At 69.5% G+C, this 17,910-nt stretch carries 18 protein-coding genes; 10 read left to right on the plus strand and 8 right to left on the minus strand.

Annotated elements, in window-relative coordinates:
* Positions 1–9: 9 nt before the first annotated feature.
* Together DES41_RS37405 and DES41_RS37410 are read left to right on the plus strand one after the other, a co-directional pair.
* Positions 10–1,914, plus strand: a complete 1,905-nt coding sequence (locus tag DES41_RS37405) for a StlD/DarB family beta-ketosynthase (RefSeq protein WP_114472766.1) — start codon at positions 10–12, stop codon at positions 1,912–1,914.
* Positions 1,911–2,831, plus strand: coding sequence for a DUF6999 family protein (locus DES41_RS37410; RefSeq protein WP_114472767.1), 921 nt, complete (start codon positions 1,911–1,913; stop codon positions 2,829–2,831). Before DES41_RS37405 ends, DES41_RS37410 begins: the two co-directional genes overlap by 4 nt.
* Positions 2,832–2,835: 4 nt before the next feature.
* Here DES41_RS37410 and DES41_RS37415 read toward each other — a convergent pair whose 3' ends face one another.
* The 3 genes from DES41_RS37415 to DES41_RS37425 all read right to left on the minus strand — a co-directional run bounded on the left by DES41_RS37415 (position 2,836) and on the right by DES41_RS37425 (position 6,611).
* Entirely contained in the window at positions 2,836–4,086 is a 1,251-nt protein-coding gene (locus DES41_RS37415; protein WP_114472768.1) for a D-amino acid dehydrogenase, read from the minus strand.
* Between the two features lie 123 nt (positions 4,087–4,209).
* Positions 4,210–4,722, minus strand: coding sequence for a cupin domain-containing protein (locus tag DES41_RS37420; protein WP_114472793.1), 513 nt, complete (start codon positions 4,720–4,722; stop codon positions 4,210–4,212).
* 14 nt (positions 4,723–4,736) lie between these two features.
* Entirely contained in the window at positions 4,737–6,611 is a 1,875-nt protein-coding gene (locus DES41_RS37425; protein ID WP_170168419.1) for a diguanylate cyclase domain-containing protein, read from the minus strand.
* A gap of 218 nt (positions 6,612–6,829) precedes the next feature.
* On the opposite strand from DES41_RS37425, the gene DES41_RS37430 reads away from it, so the two are divergent.
* From DES41_RS37430 to DES41_RS37455, 6 genes are all read left to right on the plus strand, one after another.
* Positions 6,830–7,858, plus strand: a complete 1,029-nt coding sequence (locus tag DES41_RS37430; RefSeq protein ID WP_114472794.1) for an amino acid ABC transporter substrate-binding protein — start codon at positions 6,830–6,832, stop codon at positions 7,856–7,858.
* Positions 7,859–7,929: 71 nt separating this feature from the next.
* Complete coding sequence (locus DES41_RS37435; RefSeq protein ID WP_114472770.1) at positions 7,930–8,718, plus strand: GntR family transcriptional regulator; 789 nt, start codon at positions 7,930–7,932, stop codon at positions 8,716–8,718.
* On the plus strand, positions 8,715–9,509 hold the full coding sequence (locus tag DES41_RS37440; protein WP_114472771.1) for a transporter substrate-binding domain-containing protein: 795 nt from the start codon (positions 8,715–8,717) through the stop codon (positions 9,507–9,509). The genes DES41_RS37435 and DES41_RS37440 overlap by 4 nt, the downstream gene beginning before the upstream one ends.
* Before the next feature lie 21 nt (positions 9,510–9,530).
* Positions 9,531–10,193: an amino acid ABC transporter permease gene (locus tag DES41_RS37445; RefSeq protein ID WP_114472772.1), complete on the plus strand. Its 663-nt coding sequence runs from the start codon at positions 9,531–9,533 to the stop codon at positions 10,191–10,193.
* 4 nt (positions 10,194–10,197) lie between these two features.
* Complete coding sequence (locus DES41_RS37450) at positions 10,198–10,851, plus strand: amino acid ABC transporter permease (protein ID WP_114472773.1); 654 nt, start codon at positions 10,198–10,200, stop codon at positions 10,849–10,851.
* The gene (locus DES41_RS37455; protein ID WP_114472774.1) at positions 10,835–11,593 is read left to right on the plus strand and encodes an amino acid ABC transporter ATP-binding protein; all 759 of its coding nucleotides are present in this window, start codon (positions 10,835–10,837) and stop codon (positions 11,591–11,593) included. The genes DES41_RS37450 and DES41_RS37455 overlap by 17 nt, the downstream gene beginning before the upstream one ends.
* 37 nt (positions 11,594–11,630) lie before the next feature.
* Here the strand turns inward: DES41_RS37455 and DES41_RS37460 are convergent, their stop codons facing one another.
* From DES41_RS37460 to DES41_RS37470, 3 genes are read right to left on the minus strand one after another with little or no spacing between them, the layout of a single operon-like run.
* Positions 11,631–12,602, minus strand: coding sequence for a Bug family tripartite tricarboxylate transporter substrate binding protein (locus DES41_RS37460; RefSeq protein WP_114472775.1), 972 nt, complete (start codon positions 12,600–12,602; stop codon positions 11,631–11,633).
* 37 nt (positions 12,603–12,639) lie between these two features.
* Entirely contained in the window at positions 12,640–13,590 is a 951-nt protein-coding gene (locus DES41_RS37465; protein ID WP_114472776.1) for a PDR/VanB family oxidoreductase, read from the minus strand.
* A 3-nt stretch (positions 13,591–13,593) separates the two neighbouring features.
* Positions 13,594–14,679 carry an aromatic ring-hydroxylating dioxygenase subunit alpha gene (locus tag DES41_RS37470; protein WP_114472777.1) on the minus strand — a complete coding sequence of 362 codons (1,086 nt, stop codon included), beginning with the start codon at positions 14,677–14,679 and terminating at the stop codon, positions 13,594–13,596.
* Positions 14,680–14,729: 50 nt separating this feature from the next.
* Between DES41_RS37470 and DES41_RS37475 the strand changes: the two genes are divergently transcribed.
* The gene (locus DES41_RS37475) at positions 14,730–15,725 is read left to right on the plus strand and encodes a LysR family transcriptional regulator (protein ID WP_342769705.1); all 996 of its coding nucleotides are present in this window, start codon (positions 14,730–14,732) and stop codon (positions 15,723–15,725) included.
* Between the two features lie 97 nt (positions 15,726–15,822).
* Positions 15,823–16,767, plus strand: a complete 945-nt coding sequence (locus DES41_RS37480; RefSeq protein ID WP_114472779.1) for a LysR family transcriptional regulator — start codon at positions 15,823–15,825, stop codon at positions 16,765–16,767.
* 42 nt (positions 16,768–16,809) lie between these two features.
* Here DES41_RS37480 and DES41_RS37485 read toward each other — a convergent pair whose 3' ends face one another.
* Positions 16,810–17,271 carry a copper chaperone PCu(A)C gene (locus DES41_RS37485; protein ID WP_114472780.1) on the minus strand — a complete coding sequence of 154 codons (462 nt, stop codon included), beginning with the start codon at positions 17,269–17,271 and terminating at the stop codon, positions 16,810–16,812.
* A gap of 29 nt (positions 17,272–17,300) precedes the next feature.
* Positions 17,301–17,903 (minus strand): SCO family protein, encoded by a 603-nt coding sequence (locus DES41_RS37490; RefSeq protein ID WP_114472781.1) that lies wholly within the window; start codon positions 17,901–17,903, stop codon positions 17,301–17,303.
* Positions 17,904–17,910 lie beyond the last annotated feature (7 nt).

The following is a 17,910-nucleotide window of genomic DNA, read 5'->3' on the forward strand; positions in this document are numbered from 1 at the left end:
AAGAACAACATGCCCGTCACCTTCGACCGTGTCTTCGTCCAGAGCGCCGGCTACTTCCTGCCCGGCGAGCCGGTGGGCAACGCGCAGATGGACGCCTACATCGCGCCGCTGAACCGCATGTCCACGCGCATCCAGCGCCGCATCCTGGCGGAGAACGGCATCCAGCAGCGCCACTACGCCATCGACACCGAAGGCCGCACCGTCTTCAGCAACGCGCAGATGGCAGCCCACGCGGTGCGCGACTGCCTGCAGCGCGGCGGCAGCACGCTGGCCGATGTCTCGCTGTTGGCCTGCGGCAGCTCGGGCGGCGACACGCTGATGCCCGGCTTCGCCAACATGGTGCAGGGCGAGCTCGCCGCGCCGCCGATGGAGACGCTGTCGGTGCATGGCATCTGCGCCGCCGGCGTCTCGGCCATCCAGGCCGCCGCGCAGGGCGTGCAGCTCGGCGCGCACCGCGCCGCGCTGGCCGTGGCCAGCGAACTGCCCTCGCGGCTGTTCAAGCGTTCGCGCTTCGCGGCGCGCAACTACGACATCGATTTCGACGCGCACTTCCTGCGCTGGATGCTGTCCGACGGCGCCGGCGCGCTGCTGCTGTCCGACAGCACCGCCGCCCTGCCCCAGGCGCCCGGCCTGCGCCTGCAGCTCAAATGGGTCCACCAGCGCGCGTTCTCGGGCGACTACCCGGTCTGCATGCAGCTGGGCCTGACGGAAGACCGCGCGCGCGGCCACCTGGATTTCGACTCCTGGGGCGAGGCCGAGGCCGCCGGTGCGCTGTCGCTGCGCCAGGACATCCGGCTGCTGCCGCACTTGTTCGATATCGGCATCCACGAGTACGCGCAGCTGGTGCACGGCGGCTGGCTCGACCCGGCCAAGGTCGACCATTTCCTGTGCCACTACTCGTCGGAAAAGTTCATCCCCGTGGTCGAGGACCTCATGGACAAGGCCGGCCTCGCGATCCCGCGCGAGCGCTGGTACAGCAACCTGGCCTGGCGCGGCAACACCGGTGCGGCCTCCATCCTCGTGATGCTGGCCGAGTTCCTGCACACGCGGCAGCTCAAGGCCGGCGAACAGCTGTTTTGCTACGTGCCCGAGTCGGGCCGTTTCATGGCCGCCTACATGCTGCTGGAGGTGCAAGCGGTCGATGCGCCCGTGCCGGCCCGCCCGGCCGCACGCACGGCCGCCCCCGACGAGGCCAGCATCGCCCCGCCGCACGACCCGGCCACCGCGCCCGCGCCGCTGCGCGACCTGCTGACCGAGCTGGCATCCATCTGGCACGGCTACCGCTCCGAGGTCTGGCGCACGCCCCTCGTGCGGCAGATCCGCGAGCGGCGCTTCGCCGTGCCCGACTACCTCAACTGGATGGAGCACTGGGTGCCGCAGGTGCGCGAAGGCAGCCTGTGGATGCGCGAGGGCGCGGCCTCGCTGAGCGCGCCCTACCAGGGCCTGGCATCGCTGATCGGCCTGCACGCGGGCGAGGAGCAGAACGACTTCCGCATCCTGTTCGACGACTACCGCCGGGCCGGCGGCGCCATCGCCGACATCGACGTGTTGCGTCGCAACCCGGGCGGCGAGGCGCTCAACGCCTACCTGCACCGGCTGGCGGCCATGCCCGACCCGTTCGGGCTGCTGGGCGCGATCTACATCATCGAGGGCACGGGCCAGCGCATCGTGCCGGCCCTGCTGCCGCTGCTCAAGGCCGGCCTGCCGCTGCCGCCGGACGCCTTCCGCTTCCTCGAATACCACGGCCACAACGACGAGAACCACCTCGCGCGCTGGCTCACGGCCGTGGAGATGGTGGTGGCGCTCGATGGCGAGGGCCGCGCTGCGCGGCAGATCCTCGCCACGGCGCGGCACACGGCGGCGCTGTACCTCATGCAGTTCCAGCATGTGACCGAAGGGCGGGGGGCGGCATGAGCAAGAAGCCGCTGCCCGACTTCCTCGCGCGGGAACACGACGAGCGCGACCCCAGCCCCTGGCTCGCGCTGTGGCTGGACCAGAGCACACCGCTGCCGGACGCGGTGAAGACGGCCTGGCTGGCCGATTCGAGCTCGGCCTCGCGCCAGTTCCTGCTGCCCTTCCTGCGGCCGCTGGCGCGCACCTTCATCATCCTGATCCAGGTCTGCAAGGTCTTCGTGCCGCGCAACTGGTCGCACTCCGGCCTGCTGCACAACGTCCTGGTCTGGGGCCTCAAGCGCTTCGTGTCGCCCGAGGCGAACTGGCTGATCCTGCGCCACTTCCACCTGGGCTCGCAGGTGCTGGGCTTCATCGGCCGCAACTCGCCGGCGCCCGTGGGCACCACGCCGCTGGAGCCAGCCGACATCGAGGCGCTGCGCGACCACCTGTTCTTGAAGCACGACCTGAACCTGTTCAACTTCGTGATCCGGCTGGGCGAGGCGTTGCGCGCCCAGGGCCTGGAGTTGCGCAAGCCCGAGCACCTGGACCTCACCATGCTGCGCGACCCGGGCCTGAGGCTCGAAGACATGCCGCACGGCCGGCTCAACTTCCTGGACCTGCAGAGCGCGATCGAGCTGTTCACGCCGCTCTACCAACTGCTGCTGACCGACAACGATTTCTGGCGTGCCGCCAATTCGCTGCAGCTCGACGAGACCGTCGGCATCTACTGCGCCACGCTGCTGGCAGCGCCCGAGCACCTGGTGCTGGTCAACAACAAGCACCCGCTGGTGCCGTTGTCCACGCTGCGCGCGGGGCACCGGCTGGTGGTGCACGGCCTGTCCACCGAAATGCTGCACGCGCTGCTGATGCGCTTTCAGGCTGCGCAGGCCGAAGGCGGTGTGGTGCACACCACCAGCGGCGACGCCACCGCGGAGTAAGCCGTCAGTAGCGCGCCAGGCCCAGGCCTTCGGTGTCGATGGCCGGCTTGCGGCCCGCCATCCAGTCGGCCATGAGCCTCCCCGTGCCGGCCGCCATGGTCCAGCCCAGCGTGCCGTGGCCGGTGGACAGCCAGAGCTTCGGATAGCGCGTCGGCCCCAGGATGGGCGTGCCGTCCGGCGTCATCGGCCGCAGGCCGCACCAGAACTTCGCCTGCGACAGGTCGCCGCCCCGGGGAAACAGGTCGCTGACCACGTGGTCCAGCGTGCGCCGGCGCCCGGGCTTCAGGCTCAGGTCGAAACCGCCCAGTTCGGCCGTGCCGCCCACGCGGATGCGGTCGCCCAGCCGCGTGACGGCGACCTTGTGGGTTTCGTCCATGACCGTGGATTCCGGTGCGCCGCTGGCGTCCGTGATCGGCAGCGTGAGCGAGTAGCCCTTGACCGGATACACCGGCAGGCGCAGGCCGAGCGGCTCGAGCAGCAACGGCGAGTAGCTGCCCAGTGCGACGAGGTAGCGGTCGGCCTGCAGCAGGCCCGCATCGGTGCGCACGCCGGTGATGTCGCCACCGGCATGGTCCACGCCGCGGATGGTGACGCCGTGGCGGAACTGCACACCCAGCCCCTCGGCCAGCTGGGCCAGACGCTGCGTGAACAGGAAGCAGTCGCCGGTCTCGTCGCCGGGCAGGCGCATGCCGCCGACGAACTTCTGGCGCACGGCCTGCAGCGCGGGCTCGTGGCGCACGCAGCCGTCCATGTCCAGCACCTCGTAGGGCACGCCGTACTGCTTCAGCACCGCGATGTCGCTGGCCGTGCCGTCCAGCTGCTTCTGCTCGCGGAACAGCTGCAGCGTGCCCTGGCTGCGCTCGTCGTAGGCGATGCCGGTCTCGGCACGCAGGGCCTGCAGGCAGTCGCGGCTGTACTCGGCCACGCGCACCATGCGCGCCTTGTTGATGCGGTAGCGCTCGGCGGTGCAGTTGCGCAGCATCGAGGCACCCCAGCGCCACATGGCCGGGCTCAGCAGCGGCTGGATGACCAGCGGGCTGTGGTGCATCAGCAGCCACTTGATGGCCTTGACCGGCACCCCCGGCCCGGCCCACGGCGCGGAGTAGCCAGGCGAGACCTCGCCCGCATTGGCGAAGCTGGTCTCCATCGCTGGGGCCGGCTGGCGGTCGACGACGGTGACCTCGTGCCCCTCGCGCGCCAGATAGAAGGCCGCCGTCGTGCCGATCACGCCACTGCCCAAGACCACCACTTTCATGCCCGCCCTCCCGCGATTTCGTGTGGCGGGATTGTGCGAGCGAAGACCGGGGCGCGGTGGCCTGCGGCGCCGATCACATCCGCCATTAGCCGGGCTGATCGGCGGGGCGGATCGGCGCCGGGATCACACCCCGCCGTGCGGGTGCGTCGGGTCCACCCACAGCACCGTGTCGGGCTTCTCCACGGGCGCGATGTCCAGGTTGACGGCCACGGCCTCGCCGTCGCTGCGGCACAGCACGCACTCCAGCGCCTCGGTGGCGCTGGCGTTGATCTCCTGGTGCGGCACATAGGGTGGCACGTAGATGAAGTCGCCCGGCCCGGCCTCGGCCGTGAACTCGAGCTGCTCGCCCCAACGCATGCGCGCGCGGCCGCGCACCACGTAGATCACGCTCTCCAGGTGGCCGTGGTGGTGGGCCCCGGTCTTGGCGTCGGGATGGATGGTCACGGTGCCGGCCCACAGCTTGCTGGCGCCCACGCGCGCGAAATTGATCGCGGCCTTGCGGTCCATGCCGGGGGTCTGCGCGGTGTTGGCGTCCAGCTGGTTGCCGGGCACCACGCGCACGCCGTCGTGCTTCCAGCGCGCCTGCGCGTCGCCGTCGTGGTGATGGTGGTGGTGGTCGTCGTGCCCGTGGGCCATGGTGGTCTCCCTGTTCATTCGAAGGCGAAGGTCCTGAGCGCGCGGCGCTGGCGCTTGACGCTGTACATGGCGGCATCGGCGTCCATGAGCACCTGCTCGGGGCTCTCCTGGCTGCCCACCAGCAGGCGGATGCCGATGCTGGCCGAGCAGCGGTGCGTCTCGCCGCGCAGGTGGTAGTTGCGCTCGATCGCGTCCAGGATCTTGTCGGCCACCGTGTTCACATGGTCGGCCGCGGTCTTCTCGTCCACGCCCAGCTCTTCGAGCAGCACCACGAACTCGTCGCCGCCCAGCCGCGCCACCGTGTCGTGCTGGCGCACGGCAGCCTGCAGCCGCCGGCCGACCTCGATCAGCATCTGGTCGCCGGCCTCGTGGCCGAAGCTGTCGTTGATGCGCTTGAAGCCGTCCAGGTCGATGAACAGCACGCCGAAGTAGCTGCGCTGGCGGCTGCTGGACAGCTGGGCCTGGCGCAGCCGGTCCATCAGCAGGCGCCGGTTGGGCAGCCGCGTCAGCGGATCGTTGAAGGCCATGCTGCGGATCTCCACCTCCATCGCCTTGTGGCGGCTGATGTCGCGCGCGATGACCGAGATGCCGGCGATGCGCCCGCGCGCGTCGAGCACCGGTGAGACCGCCATCGACACGTCGATCAGGGTGCCGTCCTTGCGCAGGCGCTGGGTCTCGTAGTCCTGCAGGCTTTCTCCGCGCCGCACGCGGGCGATCAGCGCGGCGTCCTCGCCTTGCCGGTCGGTCGGGGCCAGCCGCACGGCCGACTGCCCGCGCATCTCCGCCTCGGTGTAGCCGAACATCTGCTGCGCGCCGCGGTTCCAGGTGGTGATGTGGCCCTGCAGCGTCTTGCTGACGATGCTGTCCGAAGAACTCTGCACGATGGCCTCGAAGCGGTTGTGCAGCGCGCGCAGCTGGCGGCGCGACGAGCGCACCAGCATCAGCCAGGCCCACAGCGTGAGGACGATGGTCAGTGCCGCCAGCGCCGCCACCATCAGCGTGTTGGCACGCCAGCCGGCCATGGCGTCCTGCATGGACTGCCCCACCACCACGTAGAACGGGTGGTCGCGCAGGCGCCGGTAGGCGTTCAGGCGCTGGTGGCCATCCACCGTTCCCGCGGCCTCGTACGAGCCCTGCGCCGGCGCCACGCGGACGGCCCGGCGCAGGCCATCGGACACGCCGGCGGGCGCGCCCTGCGTCGCCGGGTGGTAGTGCACGGCCTGCAGATCCTCGGTGCGCAGCGATGCGGCGCCGTGCACGCCGAAATCGATGCCCTCGAACAGCTGGTCGAACTGCGCGCCGGACATGCCGGCGAACACCACGCCGCGCAAAGTGCCGCGCGCATCGCGCACCGCCCTGGCGAACACGATGCGGGACGCACCGTCCTGCGCGCCCGCCGGCCCGCCTGGCACCGGCCCGACCACCACCACCAGCGCGCCCCGCGGCTCGGCCACGGCACGCCGGAAGAACTCCTGCGCGCCGACCTGCGCCAGGGGCGCCGGCAGCGACGCGGTGCGCAGCCGCACGGCACCGTCGGCATCGGCGATGGCAACGTCGTCCAGCGCGACCCGCGCCATGCGCGGCTGCACCTGCAGCCCCGTGCCGCCGGGGTCGGCGCCGCCGCCCTGCAGCACCGACCCATGGCGCAATGCCACCAGCTGCAGGTAGATGTCGATCTTGTCGAAGTTGTCGGAGAGCTGCGCCTCGATGAGCCGCGCGAGGTTCTGTGTCCCCACCAGGGCGCGCTCGCGGCTGCGCACGTGGTCGGTGGCGACCGCCAGCACCGCCAGCGCCAGCACCAGCACGATGACCAGCACGGGGCCCACGGCCTGGCCCAGCCAGGGCGGCAGCATGGGCGGGCGGTCGCGGGAACCTTCGTCAACGTGCATGCGGGTCGTTACGTGCGGAGGGGAGCCGGTCATTCTAGGAGGCCGGGAGGCACACCGGACAGCATGCAGGCGGGCCGGGGCATTCGTCCCGCATGCACTGTCCTGCGCTAGTATTTGCTGGCGCCCAATACCAAATTTCCGGAAGGATTGGCACAAGATATGCGCACTTCGAGAATGCTGCGGCGGGCCATATGGCCGTGATCCGCACAAGGTCGGTGATGGCCTCCTGGCGTCGGTTTGCGGCGGGTGGAGCCCTGCTGGTGCTGGCGGTCGGTGCCGCGCAGGCCGGCCCCACGCTGGAGGCGGTGCGCGCACGCGATGCCCTGCTGTGCGGCATCAGCCCCGGCATGCTGGGCTTCTCGCATCCGGGCACCACCCCCGGCCACTGGGAAGGCATGGATGTGGACATCTGCCGCGCCGTGGCGGCCGCGGTGCTGGGCAGCGGCGACAAGGTGAAGTTCGTGCACCTGCAGGTGGACGAACGCCTGCCGGCCTTGCGCGAGGGACGCTTCGACATCCTCGCCTTCGCCGCCAGCTACACCATGTCGCGCGACACCAGCATGGGTGCGCAGGCCACCGTGGTCACCTACTACGACGGCCAGGGCTTCATGGTGCCGACGGCCAGCAAGGTGCGCAACACGCGCCAGCTGCGCGGCAAGCCGATCTGCGTGACGACGACGGGCAGTTCCGAGCAAACGCTGCAGGAGTACTCCGACGCCCAGAAGATGGGCTTCAAGCTGCTGCGCTTCGCCCGCTTCAAGGAGGCCGCCGAGGCCTACCTGGCCAGGCGCTGCGCCGCCATCTCGGCCGACGCCACCAGCCTGGCCGTGATCCGGCGCACGCAGACACCGCTGCCGGCCGACCACCTGATCCTGCCCGAGCTGATCTCCAAGGAGCCGCTGGGGCCCCTGGTGCGCCGCGGCGACGACGCATGGGCCTTGGTCGTCACCTGGGTGATCCAGGGCCTGATCGCGGCGGAGGAGCATGGCCTGACGCGCGCCAACGTGGTCGAGCAGGCCGCGAGCAACCCGAATGCCGAAGTGCAGCGCATGCTGGGCCGCAGCGGCGACAGCGGCAAGATGATCGGCCTGGAGCGCGACTGGCTGCTCAACGCCTTGCGCGCGACCGGCAACTACGGCGAGATCTTCGCCCGCAACGTCGGCGTGGACTCCCCGCTGGGCCTGCCGCGCGGGCTCAACGCGCTGTGGAGCCACGGCGGCCTGCAGTACGCGCTGCCGATCCGCTGACCAGCCCATCGCGCCAGACTGGTGCATCCATCTTGCATACCAGCGGGCACGCTTCCTGCTGATGCAGGTGCATGCCCAGCACCGCATCCGAGATCAGCGAACGCATCATCCAGGCCGTCATGGCGCAAAAGCTCGCGCCCGGCGCCAGGCTGGGAGAGCAGCCGCTGGCCATGCTGTTCGACTGCAGCCGCACCGTGGTGCGGGAGGCGCTCACGCGGCTGGCGGCGCGCGGCATCGTCACCGTCAGCGCGCGGCGCGGCTGGTATGTGATCGAGCCCTCCGAAGACGAGGCGCGCGAGGCCTTCGCGGCCCGCCGCGTGATCGAGACCGGCCTGATCCGCAGCCTCACCACGGTGCACAAGCCCGCACTGAAAAAGCTCAAGACCCACCTGGCGCGCGAGAAGGCCGCGCTGCAAGGCAGCGACGTGGGCGCGCGCAGCTTCCTGCTCGGCGACTTCCATGTGTGCCTGGCCGAATGCCTGGGCAATTCGCTCTTGGCCGACACGCTGCGCGACTACACGGCACGCACCACGCTGATCGCCATGCTCTACCAGTCGCCCCACAACGCGGAGGCCTCGTGCGAGGACCACGTGCAGATCGTCGCCGCACTGGAGCGCGGCGACTTCGCCAGCGCCGAGGCGCTGATGCACCAGCACATCGGCGCCGTGCACGACGCGCTGCGCCTGCCCGTGGACAACGACCCGCTGGCCCAGCTGCGCGATGCGCTGGCCCCGGTCGATGCCCCTGCGGCACAAGTCTTGCGTACAAGAACCCCGCCACGCCGGCCCGCCCGCCCCGACGCACCAGCTTCGGGCGGCGCGCCGGACGAACCATCCACCTACCTCGGAGCCCTGCTATGAAGCACCTGACCCGCCGCCTTGCCGCCACTGCCGCCTTCGCCGTTCTCGCCAGCGTGGCCGTCGGCGCCCATGCCCAGAACGCACTGGACAAGGTGATGGCATCCAAGAAGATCACCATCGCGGTTCCGACCGATTTCCCGCCCTACGGCTTCGTCGGCACAGACATGGCGCCCCAGGGCCTGGACATCGACACCGCGCGCTACATCGCCGACAAGCTCGGCGTGAAGGTCGAGCTCACGCCCGTGACCAGCGCCAACCGCATCCCCTACCTGCAAAGCGGCAAGGCCGAGCTCGTGATCTCCACGCTGGGCAAGAACCCCGAGCGCGAGAAGGTGATCGACTTCACGGTGGCCTACTCGCCCTTCTTCCAGGCCGTGTTCGCACCCAAGGCCATGGCCGTCAAGAGCTTCGCCGACCTGGGCGGCAAGAGCGTGGGCGTCACGCGCGGCGCCATCGAAGACCAGGAACTGACCAAGCTGGCCCCGGCCAGCGCCGACATCAAGCGCTTCGAGGACAACAACGCCACCGTCTCCTCCTTCGTCGCGGGCCAGGTGCAGCTGATCGCCACGGGCGCCTCGGTGGCCGGCAACATGATGGCCAAGAACCCGCAGCTGGGCACCGAGTACAAGTTGCTGCTCAAGGACTCGCCCAACTTCATCGGCGTGGCCAAGGGCGAGGACAAGTTGCGCCTGCGGATCAACGAGATCCTGATCGAAGGCAAGAAGGCCGGCGACCTGGACAAGCTGGCCCAGAAGTGGCTCGGCCGCCCGGCCGGCGACCTGCCCCAGTAAGCCCGCGCGAAGAACAGCGCCATGCGGATCGCATTCGACTTCGGGGCCGTGCTGTCCCAGTGGCCGTTGCTGGTCACCGGGATGCTCTGGACCATCGGCCTGACGGCCATCTCCGCGCTGCTGGGCGTGGCGCTGGGCGTGGTGTTCGCCTGGGTGCGCTCGCACGGCGCCCCATGGCTCAAGTGGGTGGTCGGCACCTATGTGGAGCTGATCCGCAACACCCCCTTCATCGTGCAGCTGTTCTTCATCTACTTCGGCCTGCCGGCCGCTGGCGTGAAGCTCAGCGCCGAAACCGCCTCGGTCATCGCCATGGTGGTCAACCTGTCGGCTTACGCCACCGAGATCATCCGCGCCGGCATCGACGCCACGCCCAAGGGGCAGATCGAGGCCGCCGCCAGCCTGGCGCTGTCGCGCATGCAAACCTTCACGCGCGTGGTGCTGCCGCCTGCGCTCAAGAAGGTCTGGCCGGCACTGGTCAGCCAGACCATCATCGTGATGCTGGGCTCGGCCGTGTGCGGGCAGATCTCCACGCCCGAACTGAGCTACGCCGCCAACCTGATCCAGAGCCGCAATTTCCGCGCGTTCGAGGCCTTCATCATCGCCACGGTGCTGTACCTGTTGCTGGCCATGGCGCTGCGCCGGCTGCTGAACTGGGCCGGCCCGAAGTTCATCTACGGAAGGTAGCGCCATGGTCGACTTCACCTTGTGGGACATCCTGCGCAACCTGCTGCTGGCGCTGCGCTGGACAGTGGTGCTCTCGCTCATCGCCTTCGTCGGCGGCGGCTTGATGGGCCTCGGCCTGCTGGTCGCGCGCCTGTCGGGCCGGCGCGGCGTGGAGCCTCTCGTCGCCGGCTACGTGCAGGTGTTCCAGGGCACGCCGCTGCTCATGCAGCTGTTCCTCGCCTACTTCGGCATCGCGCTGTTCGGCATCCAGACCTCGGCCTGGGTCGCGGCATCCGTCGCGCTCACGCTGTACACCAGCGCCTTCCTCGCGGAGATCTGGCGCGGCTGCGTGGCCGCCATCCCCAAGGGCCAGTGGGAGGCTGCCGACAGCCTGGCGCTGTCGTTCGGCGAGAAGCTGCGCCATGTGGTGCTGCCGCAGGCCATCAAGATCGCCGTGCCGCCCACCGTCGGCTTTCTCGTGCAGGTGGTCAAGGGCACGGCGCTGGCCTCGGTGATCGGCTTCATCGAGCTCACCAAGGCCGGCACCATGATCACCAACGCCACCTTCAAGCCCTTCGTGGTCTACAGCTGCGTGGCGCTGCTGTACTTCGTGCTGTGCTTCCCGATCAGCCTGTACGCCAAAACCCTAGAGAGGAAACTCCATGTCCGCCATGCCTGAGGCCACATCGGCGCCCATCGTCCAGATCAACGGCCTGCGCAAGTCCTACGGGGCCAACGAGGTCTTGAAAGGCATCGACCTGCAGGTGCAGCCCGGCGAGGTCATCGCCATCATCGGCAAGAGCGGCTCGGGCAAGAGCACCCTCCTGCGCTGCATCAACGGGCTGGAGGTGTTCCAGAGCGGCAGCCTCACCGTGGACGGCAAGCCGCTGCTGCACGACGACGCCAACGCCATGCGCACACTGCGCCAGCGCGTGGGCATGATCTTCCAGAGCTTCAACCTGTTCCCGCACCTGACCGTCGGCAAGAACGTGATGCTTGCGCCCAGCTTGGTCAAGAAGAAGGACGCCGCCGCCGGTGCCGAGCAGGCGAAAAAGCTGCTGGCCCGCGTGGGCTTGGCCGAGAAGTTCGACGCCTGGCCCGACCAGCTCTCGGGCGGCCAGCAGCAGCGCGTGGCGATCGCGCGCGCGCTGGCCATGGAGCCGGCCGTGCTGCTGTGCGACGAGATCACCAGCGCGCTGGACCCCGAGCTCGTGGGCGAGGTGCTGCGCGTGGTCGAGAGCCTGGCCGAGGAAGGCATGACGCTGCTCATGGTCACGCACGAGATGAACTTCGCACGCAAGGTCAGCGACCGGCTGATCTTCATGCACCAGGGCCGCGTGCACGAGATGGGGCCGCCGAACGAGCTGTTCGCCAACCCGCAGACCCCCGAGCTGAAGCAGTTCCTGTCGTCGCTGCACTGAGCGGCCCACCCGCCTCGCCGGCCCTGCCCCACGGCCCTCACTGCGCCTCGATGCCCAACTCGCGGATGCGCTGGGTGATGATGTCGAACTCCGCCGCGTAGCCGGCGGCGAACTGCGCGGGCGTGGTGTTCAGCATCTCGAACCCGCGTCCCACGAACAGGTTCCTGACATCCGCTGCGCCCACGATGGCATGGACCTCCTTCGCCAGCCGGTCCGTGGTCGCTTGCGGCGTCCTGGCCGGCGCCAGCAACGCAATCCAGACGTTCGAATCGTAGAGCGCATCCTTGAACCCCAGCTCGGCCATGGTGGGCACCTGCGGCAAGGTCGTGGAACGCTGTCGGCCCAGCACCGCCAAGGGCACCACCTTGCCGGTGGGCACGTGCTGCATCGCGCTGGCCACCGAAGACAGTCCAATGTCGATGGTGCCCGAAAGAAGATCCGTCACCACAGGCCCCTCGCCGCGCTGGGGCACATGGACCATGCCGGCCTTCAGGTTCCGGTTGAGGGTCTCGCCCGCGAGATGCCCCAGACCACCGACGCCCCAGGAGCCATAGCTGAGCCGCGCGTCACCCTTGGCCACCCTGGCTTGGAGATCGGCGATGGACTGGATGCCGGTGCCCGGATGCGTGGAGATCAGCGCCGGGCTCCGGACCACCTGCGCGATGCCGATGAAGTCCTTGCGCGGGTCGTACGCCAGGACCTTGTAGAGGGCCGTGTTGTTGATCTGCGTGTCGGTGATGGTCATCAGCAAGGTGTATCCATCCGGCTTGGACCGGGCCACTTCGCCTGCGCCGATGGCCCCCGCTGCGCCGGTCTTGTTGTCGACCAGCACTGCCTGCCCCAGCGCCTTGGACAGCCGCTCGCCGACCGTGCGCGCCACGAAATCCGTGGCGCCGCCGGCCGCATAGGGCACGACGATCCGGACAGGCCGAGAAGGGAACGGTTCCTGGGCCATGGCGGGCAAGGCCAACGTCATGGCCGCACCAACGCACGCAAGCATCTTCAACATCGTTGTCTCCTGTGGGGTTGCGATTCGAGAGGGGGAATCAAAGGTCCAGCACCAACTCCGCGGAGCGGGCGCGCGAGACGCAGGGCAGGATGCTGCGGTGGGCATCGCGCTCTTCGTCGCTGAGGACAAAGTCGCGGTGCTCGGCTTCGCCGGCCAGCAGCGGCACTTCGCAGCTGCGGCACATGCCTTCGCGGCACGAGAAGGGGACGCTGACGCTCGCCTCTTCCAGGGCCTCCAGCAGGCTCTGCCCGGGCTGCACGCTGAGCGTCCTGCCACTGCGGCGCAGCAGCACGTTGAAACTGCCGGCGGGTTGTGCCGACACGGGCGACGCAGGCGCCGCGAAGCGCTCGAAATGTGTCGCCGACCGGAGCACGCCAACGCCAGCCGCGGCCACGCCTACCGCGCTCATCAAACCTTCCGGACCGCAGCAGTACACATGGGCACCTGGCGGCGTCCGTTGGAGCCAGCCGGCCAGATCGGGTGGCACGCCATCCGTCTCCTGGTCGACGTGCAGCGCGACCCGGTCGCCATGGCGCGCCAATGTCCAGGCGTAGGCGGCGCGGGCGCGGGTGCGCACGCAGTACAGCAGCCGCCACGGGTGACCGTGGGCCTCACACCACAGGACCATGCTCAGGATCGGCGTGATGCCGATGCCGCCGGCCACGAAGAGATGTTCCGAAGCGTACGGGGCGAGGCCGAACAAGGCCCGCGGCGCACCGACTTCGACGACGTCGCCGACGGCCAACCGTTGGTGCACGTACGCCGATCCGCCGCGGGATGCGGGCGCCAGGCCCACCCCCAGCACGTACCGGTCGCGCTCCAACGGCGAGTTGGCGAGCGAGTACTGACGGCAGATCGCGCCGGGCAAGTGCAGGTCCACATGGGCGCCTGCGGTGAAGGCCGGCAGCGCCGCGCCGTCCGGCGCGCGCAACTCCAGGCCGAGCACATCCTGCGCCTCCTGCGTGAGGCGCGACACGATGAGCTGCATGGCTTACACCCTGACGGCGGGCGCGGCCGGTGTTTGCACGGCGACCACCGGGATCACCGCCCGAGTGGCCGCCGCCTCCTGCTCCAGGCGGCGCGCGACGATCCAGCGGAACTGGTTCAACGCTGCATCGATGCCGAAGGCCACCATCTTGAAGTCCGGTGCCAGCGACAGACTGCGGTGCTGCGCCGTGATGATCTCGCGGTCTTCCTCGAACGCATCGACCACCGCCTGGTGGATTGACCGCGTCACCTGCGGCTGGTCGATCGCGAAGTTGTGTGGGTGCGCGAAAAAGTAGTGGGTCGAATGCTCCGTCTCCGGTGTGATGGCCTGGCATCCGCGGAATTCGATGGCGCCTTCTCGCTCGCCCTGCTGGGCTCCCTGCCCCGTCGGGGCCATGCCCGAATCCATCAGCAAGATGGCCGGCACGGTGAAGTTGTAGATGTTCCAGCGGTCGACCTTGCCGCCCCAGTCCTTGACCGCCGTAGCGAACGGCGGCGGATCGGTGTCCAAGGCCCAGCGCGTGATCCTGACGCCGTTGTCGAGCCGCTCGACCTTGGGCTGGCTGGCTGCATAGTCGGCCCCGCCGCCCAGGGTCGTGGGGTGCACGAAGGGCAGGTGCGAAAAATCCAGCAGGTTGTCGCAGATCAGCAGGTAGTTGACGTCGTAGTGGATGTAGCCGTCCTCGCTGCGCCAGCCTGGATCGTCGAGCCACGGCGTGTCGGCGATGAGCGCAGGGTCGGCCTGGTCCTGGTCGCCCATCCAGATCCAGATCCAGCGGTGGCGCTGCACGACGGGAAACGTGCGCACCCTGGCCTGCGGCGGAATGCGGGGTTGCGCGGGCGCCTCGACGCACTGGCCAGTCGCGTCGAACTTCAGCCCGTGGTACAGGCACCGAACGCAGTCGCCTTCGCGCCGCCCGACCGACAACGGCGCGCCGCGGTGGCAGCAGCGGTCTTCCAGGGCGACGATCTCGCCGTCCTGCTTGCGGTACATCAAAACCGGCACACCGATGATGGTGCGGGCAAACAGGCCGTCGGTGCCGACCTCCTTGTCCCAGGCGGCCACATACCAGGTGTTCTTGATGAACATGGGGCGTCTCCTTGTCGTTGTGCCGTCTGAGTTGCGGCGTGGGGACAAGTTTGGCCCCTGGGTTTGCATGTATCAATCGCATGATGCTCATTCCTACAATGAGCGCCATGCATGAAGATGGGCTGGACCTGAACCTGCTGACCGTGTTCGATGCCCTGCTGCGCGAACGCAATGTCACCAAGGCAGCGCAGGCGCTGGGCATGACGCAGAGCGCCACCAGCCATGCGCTGAACCGGCTGCGCGCGTTCTACGACGACCCGCTGTTCGTGAAGGTGGCCGCCAGGATGGAGCCGACCTTGAAAGCCGAGGCGCTGCGGACCGCCGTCGTCGAAGTCATGTCGCTGGTGCGCCAGCAGATCCTTGCGGGCGCGCGCTTCGAGCCCAAACAGGCCCGCAGAACCTTCACGCTGTGCATGACCGACATGGGTGAACTGGTCTTCTTGCCACCGCTGCTGGAGCGGTTCAAGCACGACGCGCCAGGCTGTTCCCTGCGCACGATGCAGGTGCCGACCGAACAGATCGAAGGCCTGCTGGCATCCGGTGAGGCAGATCTGGCGGTGGGCTCCATCCGGTCGGCGCCAGAAGGCCTGTACCAGCAACGCTTGTTCCTGCACTCGTTCGTGACCATCGCCAGCACGCGCAACCGCGAACTCGGCACCAAGCTGACCCGCGCGCAGTTCGAGAGCATGCGGCACATCGTGGTGACGCTCACGGGCCGCACCGCGGAGAGCTACGACAAGGTGCTGGAAGAGCAAGGCATCCAACGCAAGGTGGCGCTGCTGACGCCGCACTTCCTCGCGGTTCCTTTGCTGATGGACCGCCAGCCTGACCTGCTTGCGACGGTGCCCCGGCAGTTGGCGGACACCTTCCACCAGCTCGGCGCGGTGCGGATCTTCGATCCTCCGGTCGCGATTCCGGACTTCCAGCTCAACCAGCACTGGCATCCGCGCTTCCACCACGACCCGGCCATCGTCTGGCTGCGTGAGGCGATGAAGCGCACCTTCGAGAACTACCCGCACGTCGTCACGCGCGACATGCCGGCTTGAGGCAGGCAGCGGATCCACAGGGCTCCCTGGCCGACCGGCCGCGCGGGGCCGCGGGGCAGCAGGCCGTGGCCGTGCGGCCGGCTACCATGGCCAGCCCATGCCCGACGACCTGCATTCACTGAGCCTCGCCGACCTGCGCCTGCTGGCCCTGCTGCTGGCCGAGCGCAGCATCACGCGGGTGGCCGAGGCGAGCGGCCAGGCCCAGCCGGCCGTGAGCCGCAAGCTGCAGCGCCTGCGCGAGGTGCTGGCCGACCCGCTGCTGGTGCGCAGCGGCGCGCGCATGGTGCTGACCGAGCGCGCCCAGACCCTGCGCGAGCCTTTGCGCGAGATCATGGCGCAGGCCGCGCGGCTGGAAGCCGGCGGCAGCTTCGACCCGGCGCGGGCCGAGCGCGCCTTCCACATCGTCTGCTCCGACTGCCTGCCGCCCGATTTCCTGCCTGGCGTCGTGGCGCGGCTGGTCGGCGCCGGCCCGCGCATCGCCGCCCATGTGCGGCCGGCCGACGCGGCCTTCGACCTGGCCCAGGCCCTGGACGAAGGCAGCGTGGACCTGGTCATCAACAACGACCCGCGCCCGCGCGAGGACCTGCGCATGGCCGCGCTGTTCACCGACGACATCGTCTGCCTGATGCGGCGCGGCCACCCGCTCGCGCAGGAGCGCCGCATCCCGCTCGCGCGCTACCTGCGCATGCGCCACCTGGCGCCGCACACGGGCGCGCAGCCGCGCACCGGACCCATCGACGGCGAGCTGGCCAAGACGGGCTACCAGCGCCAGATCGTCGCCACCGTGCCCGAATTCAACCTGGCGCCCTATGCGCTGCTGGACAGCGACCTGGTCTTCACGACGGCCAGGCGCTTCGCTGCGCACTACGCGGCGCGCCTGCCGCTGGTGATGGCGCCCGCGCCGGCCGAACTGCCGCCCATGCGCTTCTACCAGCTCTGGCACGAGCGCAGCCACGCCAGCGCGGCCAGCCGCTGGCTGCGCGCGCAGGTGCAGGCCCAGGTCCAGGCGCCGGAGCAGGCGCCATCCGCGGCGCCCGGCTGACCGGAGCGCCGGCGCGCCGCCCCCCGGCCCGATCGCCGCGGATCAGTGCTTGTGCTGTGCCGGCGCGGCGCTGGCGTTGACCGCGCGCACGGGCGCCTGCACCTGCACCGATTCGCGCTGGCCGTCCTTGCCCTCGAACACCAGCGTCAGCGGCACGGTGTCGCCGGCCTTCACCTGCGCGGGCAGGTCCATCAGCATCACGTGGTAGCCGCCAGGCTTGAGTTCCACGGTCTTGCCGGCCGGCAGCTCCAGGCCGGGCACATGGCGCATGCGCATCACGTTGTCCTGCAGCGCCATCTCGTGCACCTCGACGATGGGCGCGCTCGGTGAGCTGGCAGACACCAGGCGCACGTCCTTGGCCGAGCGCAGCTGCATGAAGGCGCCCGTGCCCTTTTGCTGCGGCACGGTGGCGCGCACCCAGGCGTCCTGCACGGTGACCTGGGCCTGCGCGGCGCCGGCGGCGAGCAGCGTGGCGGCGAGGATGGTGCGCAATGTGTTGTTCATGGAAGCTCTCCTGTGGATGGTGGTGGGGGTCAGGCCAGCAGCCGGCGCAGGTCCTGCGCGTACTGCTCGGCGGTCTGGTCGTGCTTCAAGACCACGCGCAGCTTGCCGGCGGGATCGTAGACATAGCTCAACGCCGTGTGGTCCATGGTGTAGGAGGCGCCGGTCGGCACCTTCTTGTAGTAGGCCTTGAAGTCCCGCGCGAGTGCTGCGGTCTCCTCCGGCGAACCATACAGGCCCAGGAAGCTCTCGTCGAAGGCCGTGGTGTAGGCCTTCAACACATCGGGCGTGTCGCGCTCGGGGTCGACCGTGACGAAGACCACCTGCAGCCGCCCGCCCTGCGCGCCGAGCAGGGCCTTGGCCTGTGCCGCGCGGGCCAGCGCGGTCGGGCAGACATCGGGGCACTGCGTGAAGCCGAAGAACAGCAGGACCGCCTGGCCCTTGAAGTCTGCCAGCGTGCGGGTGCGGCCATCCGGATCCTTCAAGCTGAAGTCGCGCCCGTAGTCGGCGCCCGAGATGTCGATGCCGTGCCAGGCCGGCGTACCAGGCTGGCAGGCCGTCAACAGGCTGGCCAGCGCGGCGCTGCCCGCCACGAGCAGGCGGCGGCGGTGGAGGTGCAGGTCGTTCAGGTGCATGGTGGTG

It is taken from the genome of Pseudorhodoferax soli (genome assembly GCF_003337555.1).
In the GTDB taxonomy this organism is placed as follows: Bacteria; Pseudomonadota; Gammaproteobacteria; order Burkholderiales; family Burkholderiaceae_C; genus Pseudorhodoferax; species Pseudorhodoferax soli.

Bases quoted from the DNA above. Each gene is read 5' to 3' on its own strand.
- DES41_RS37460 (WP_114472775.1), bottom strand. From the start codon at position 12,602: ATGTTGAAGATGCTTGCGTGCGTTGGTGCGGCCATGACGTTGGCCTTG.
- DES41_RS37455 (WP_114472774.1), top strand. From the start codon at position 10,835: ATGTCCGCCATGCCTGAGGCCACATCGGCGCCCATCGTCCAGATCAAC.
- DES41_RS37410 (WP_114472767.1), top strand. From the start codon at position 1,911: ATGAGCAAGAAGCCGCTGCCCGACTTCCTCGCGCGGGAACACGACGAG.
- DES41_RS37445 (WP_114472772.1), top strand. From the start codon at position 9,531: ATGCGGATCGCATTCGACTTCGGGGCCGTGCTGTCCCAGTGGCCGTTG.
- DES41_RS37485 (WP_114472780.1), bottom strand. From the start codon at position 17,271: ATGAACAACACATTGCGCACCATCCTCGCCGCCACGCTGCTCGCCGCC.
- DES41_RS37415 (WP_114472768.1), bottom strand. From the start codon at position 4,086: ATGAAAGTGGTGGTCTTGGGCAGTGGCGTGATCGGCACGACGGCGGCC.
- DES41_RS37425 (WP_170168419.1), bottom strand. From the start codon at position 6,611: ATGCACGTTGACGAAGGTTCCCGCGACCGCCCGCCCATGCTGCCGCCC.
- DES41_RS37470 (WP_114472777.1), bottom strand. From the start codon at position 14,679: ATGTTCATCAAGAACACCTGGTATGTGGCCGCCTGGGACAAGGAGGTC.
- DES41_RS37490 (WP_114472781.1), bottom strand. From the start codon at position 17,903: ATGCACCTGAACGACCTGCACCTCCACCGCCGCCGCCTGCTCGTGGCG.
- DES41_RS37440 (WP_114472771.1), top strand. From the start codon at position 8,715: ATGAAGCACCTGACCCGCCGCCTTGCCGCCACTGCCGCCTTCGCCGTT.
- DES41_RS37465 (WP_114472776.1), bottom strand. From the start codon at position 13,590: ATGCAGCTCATCGTGTCGCGCCTCACGCAGGAGGCGCAGGATGTGCTC.
- DES41_RS37430 (WP_114472794.1), top strand. From the start codon at position 6,830: ATGGCCTCCTGGCGTCGGTTTGCGGCGGGTGGAGCCCTGCTGGTGCTG.
- DES41_RS37420 (WP_114472793.1), bottom strand. From the start codon at position 4,722: ATGGCCCACGGGCACGACGACCACCACCACCATCACCACGACGGCGAC.
- DES41_RS37405 (WP_114472766.1), top strand. From the start codon at position 10: ATGCCCGTCACCTTCGACCGTGTCTTCGTCCAGAGCGCCGGCTACTTC.
- DES41_RS37480 (WP_114472779.1), top strand. From the start codon at position 15,823: ATGCCCGACGACCTGCATTCACTGAGCCTCGCCGACCTGCGCCTGCTG.
- DES41_RS37435 (WP_114472770.1), top strand. From the start codon at position 7,930: ATGCCCAGCACCGCATCCGAGATCAGCGAACGCATCATCCAGGCCGTC.
- DES41_RS37450 (WP_114472773.1), top strand. From the start codon at position 10,198: ATGGTCGACTTCACCTTGTGGGACATCCTGCGCAACCTGCTGCTGGCG.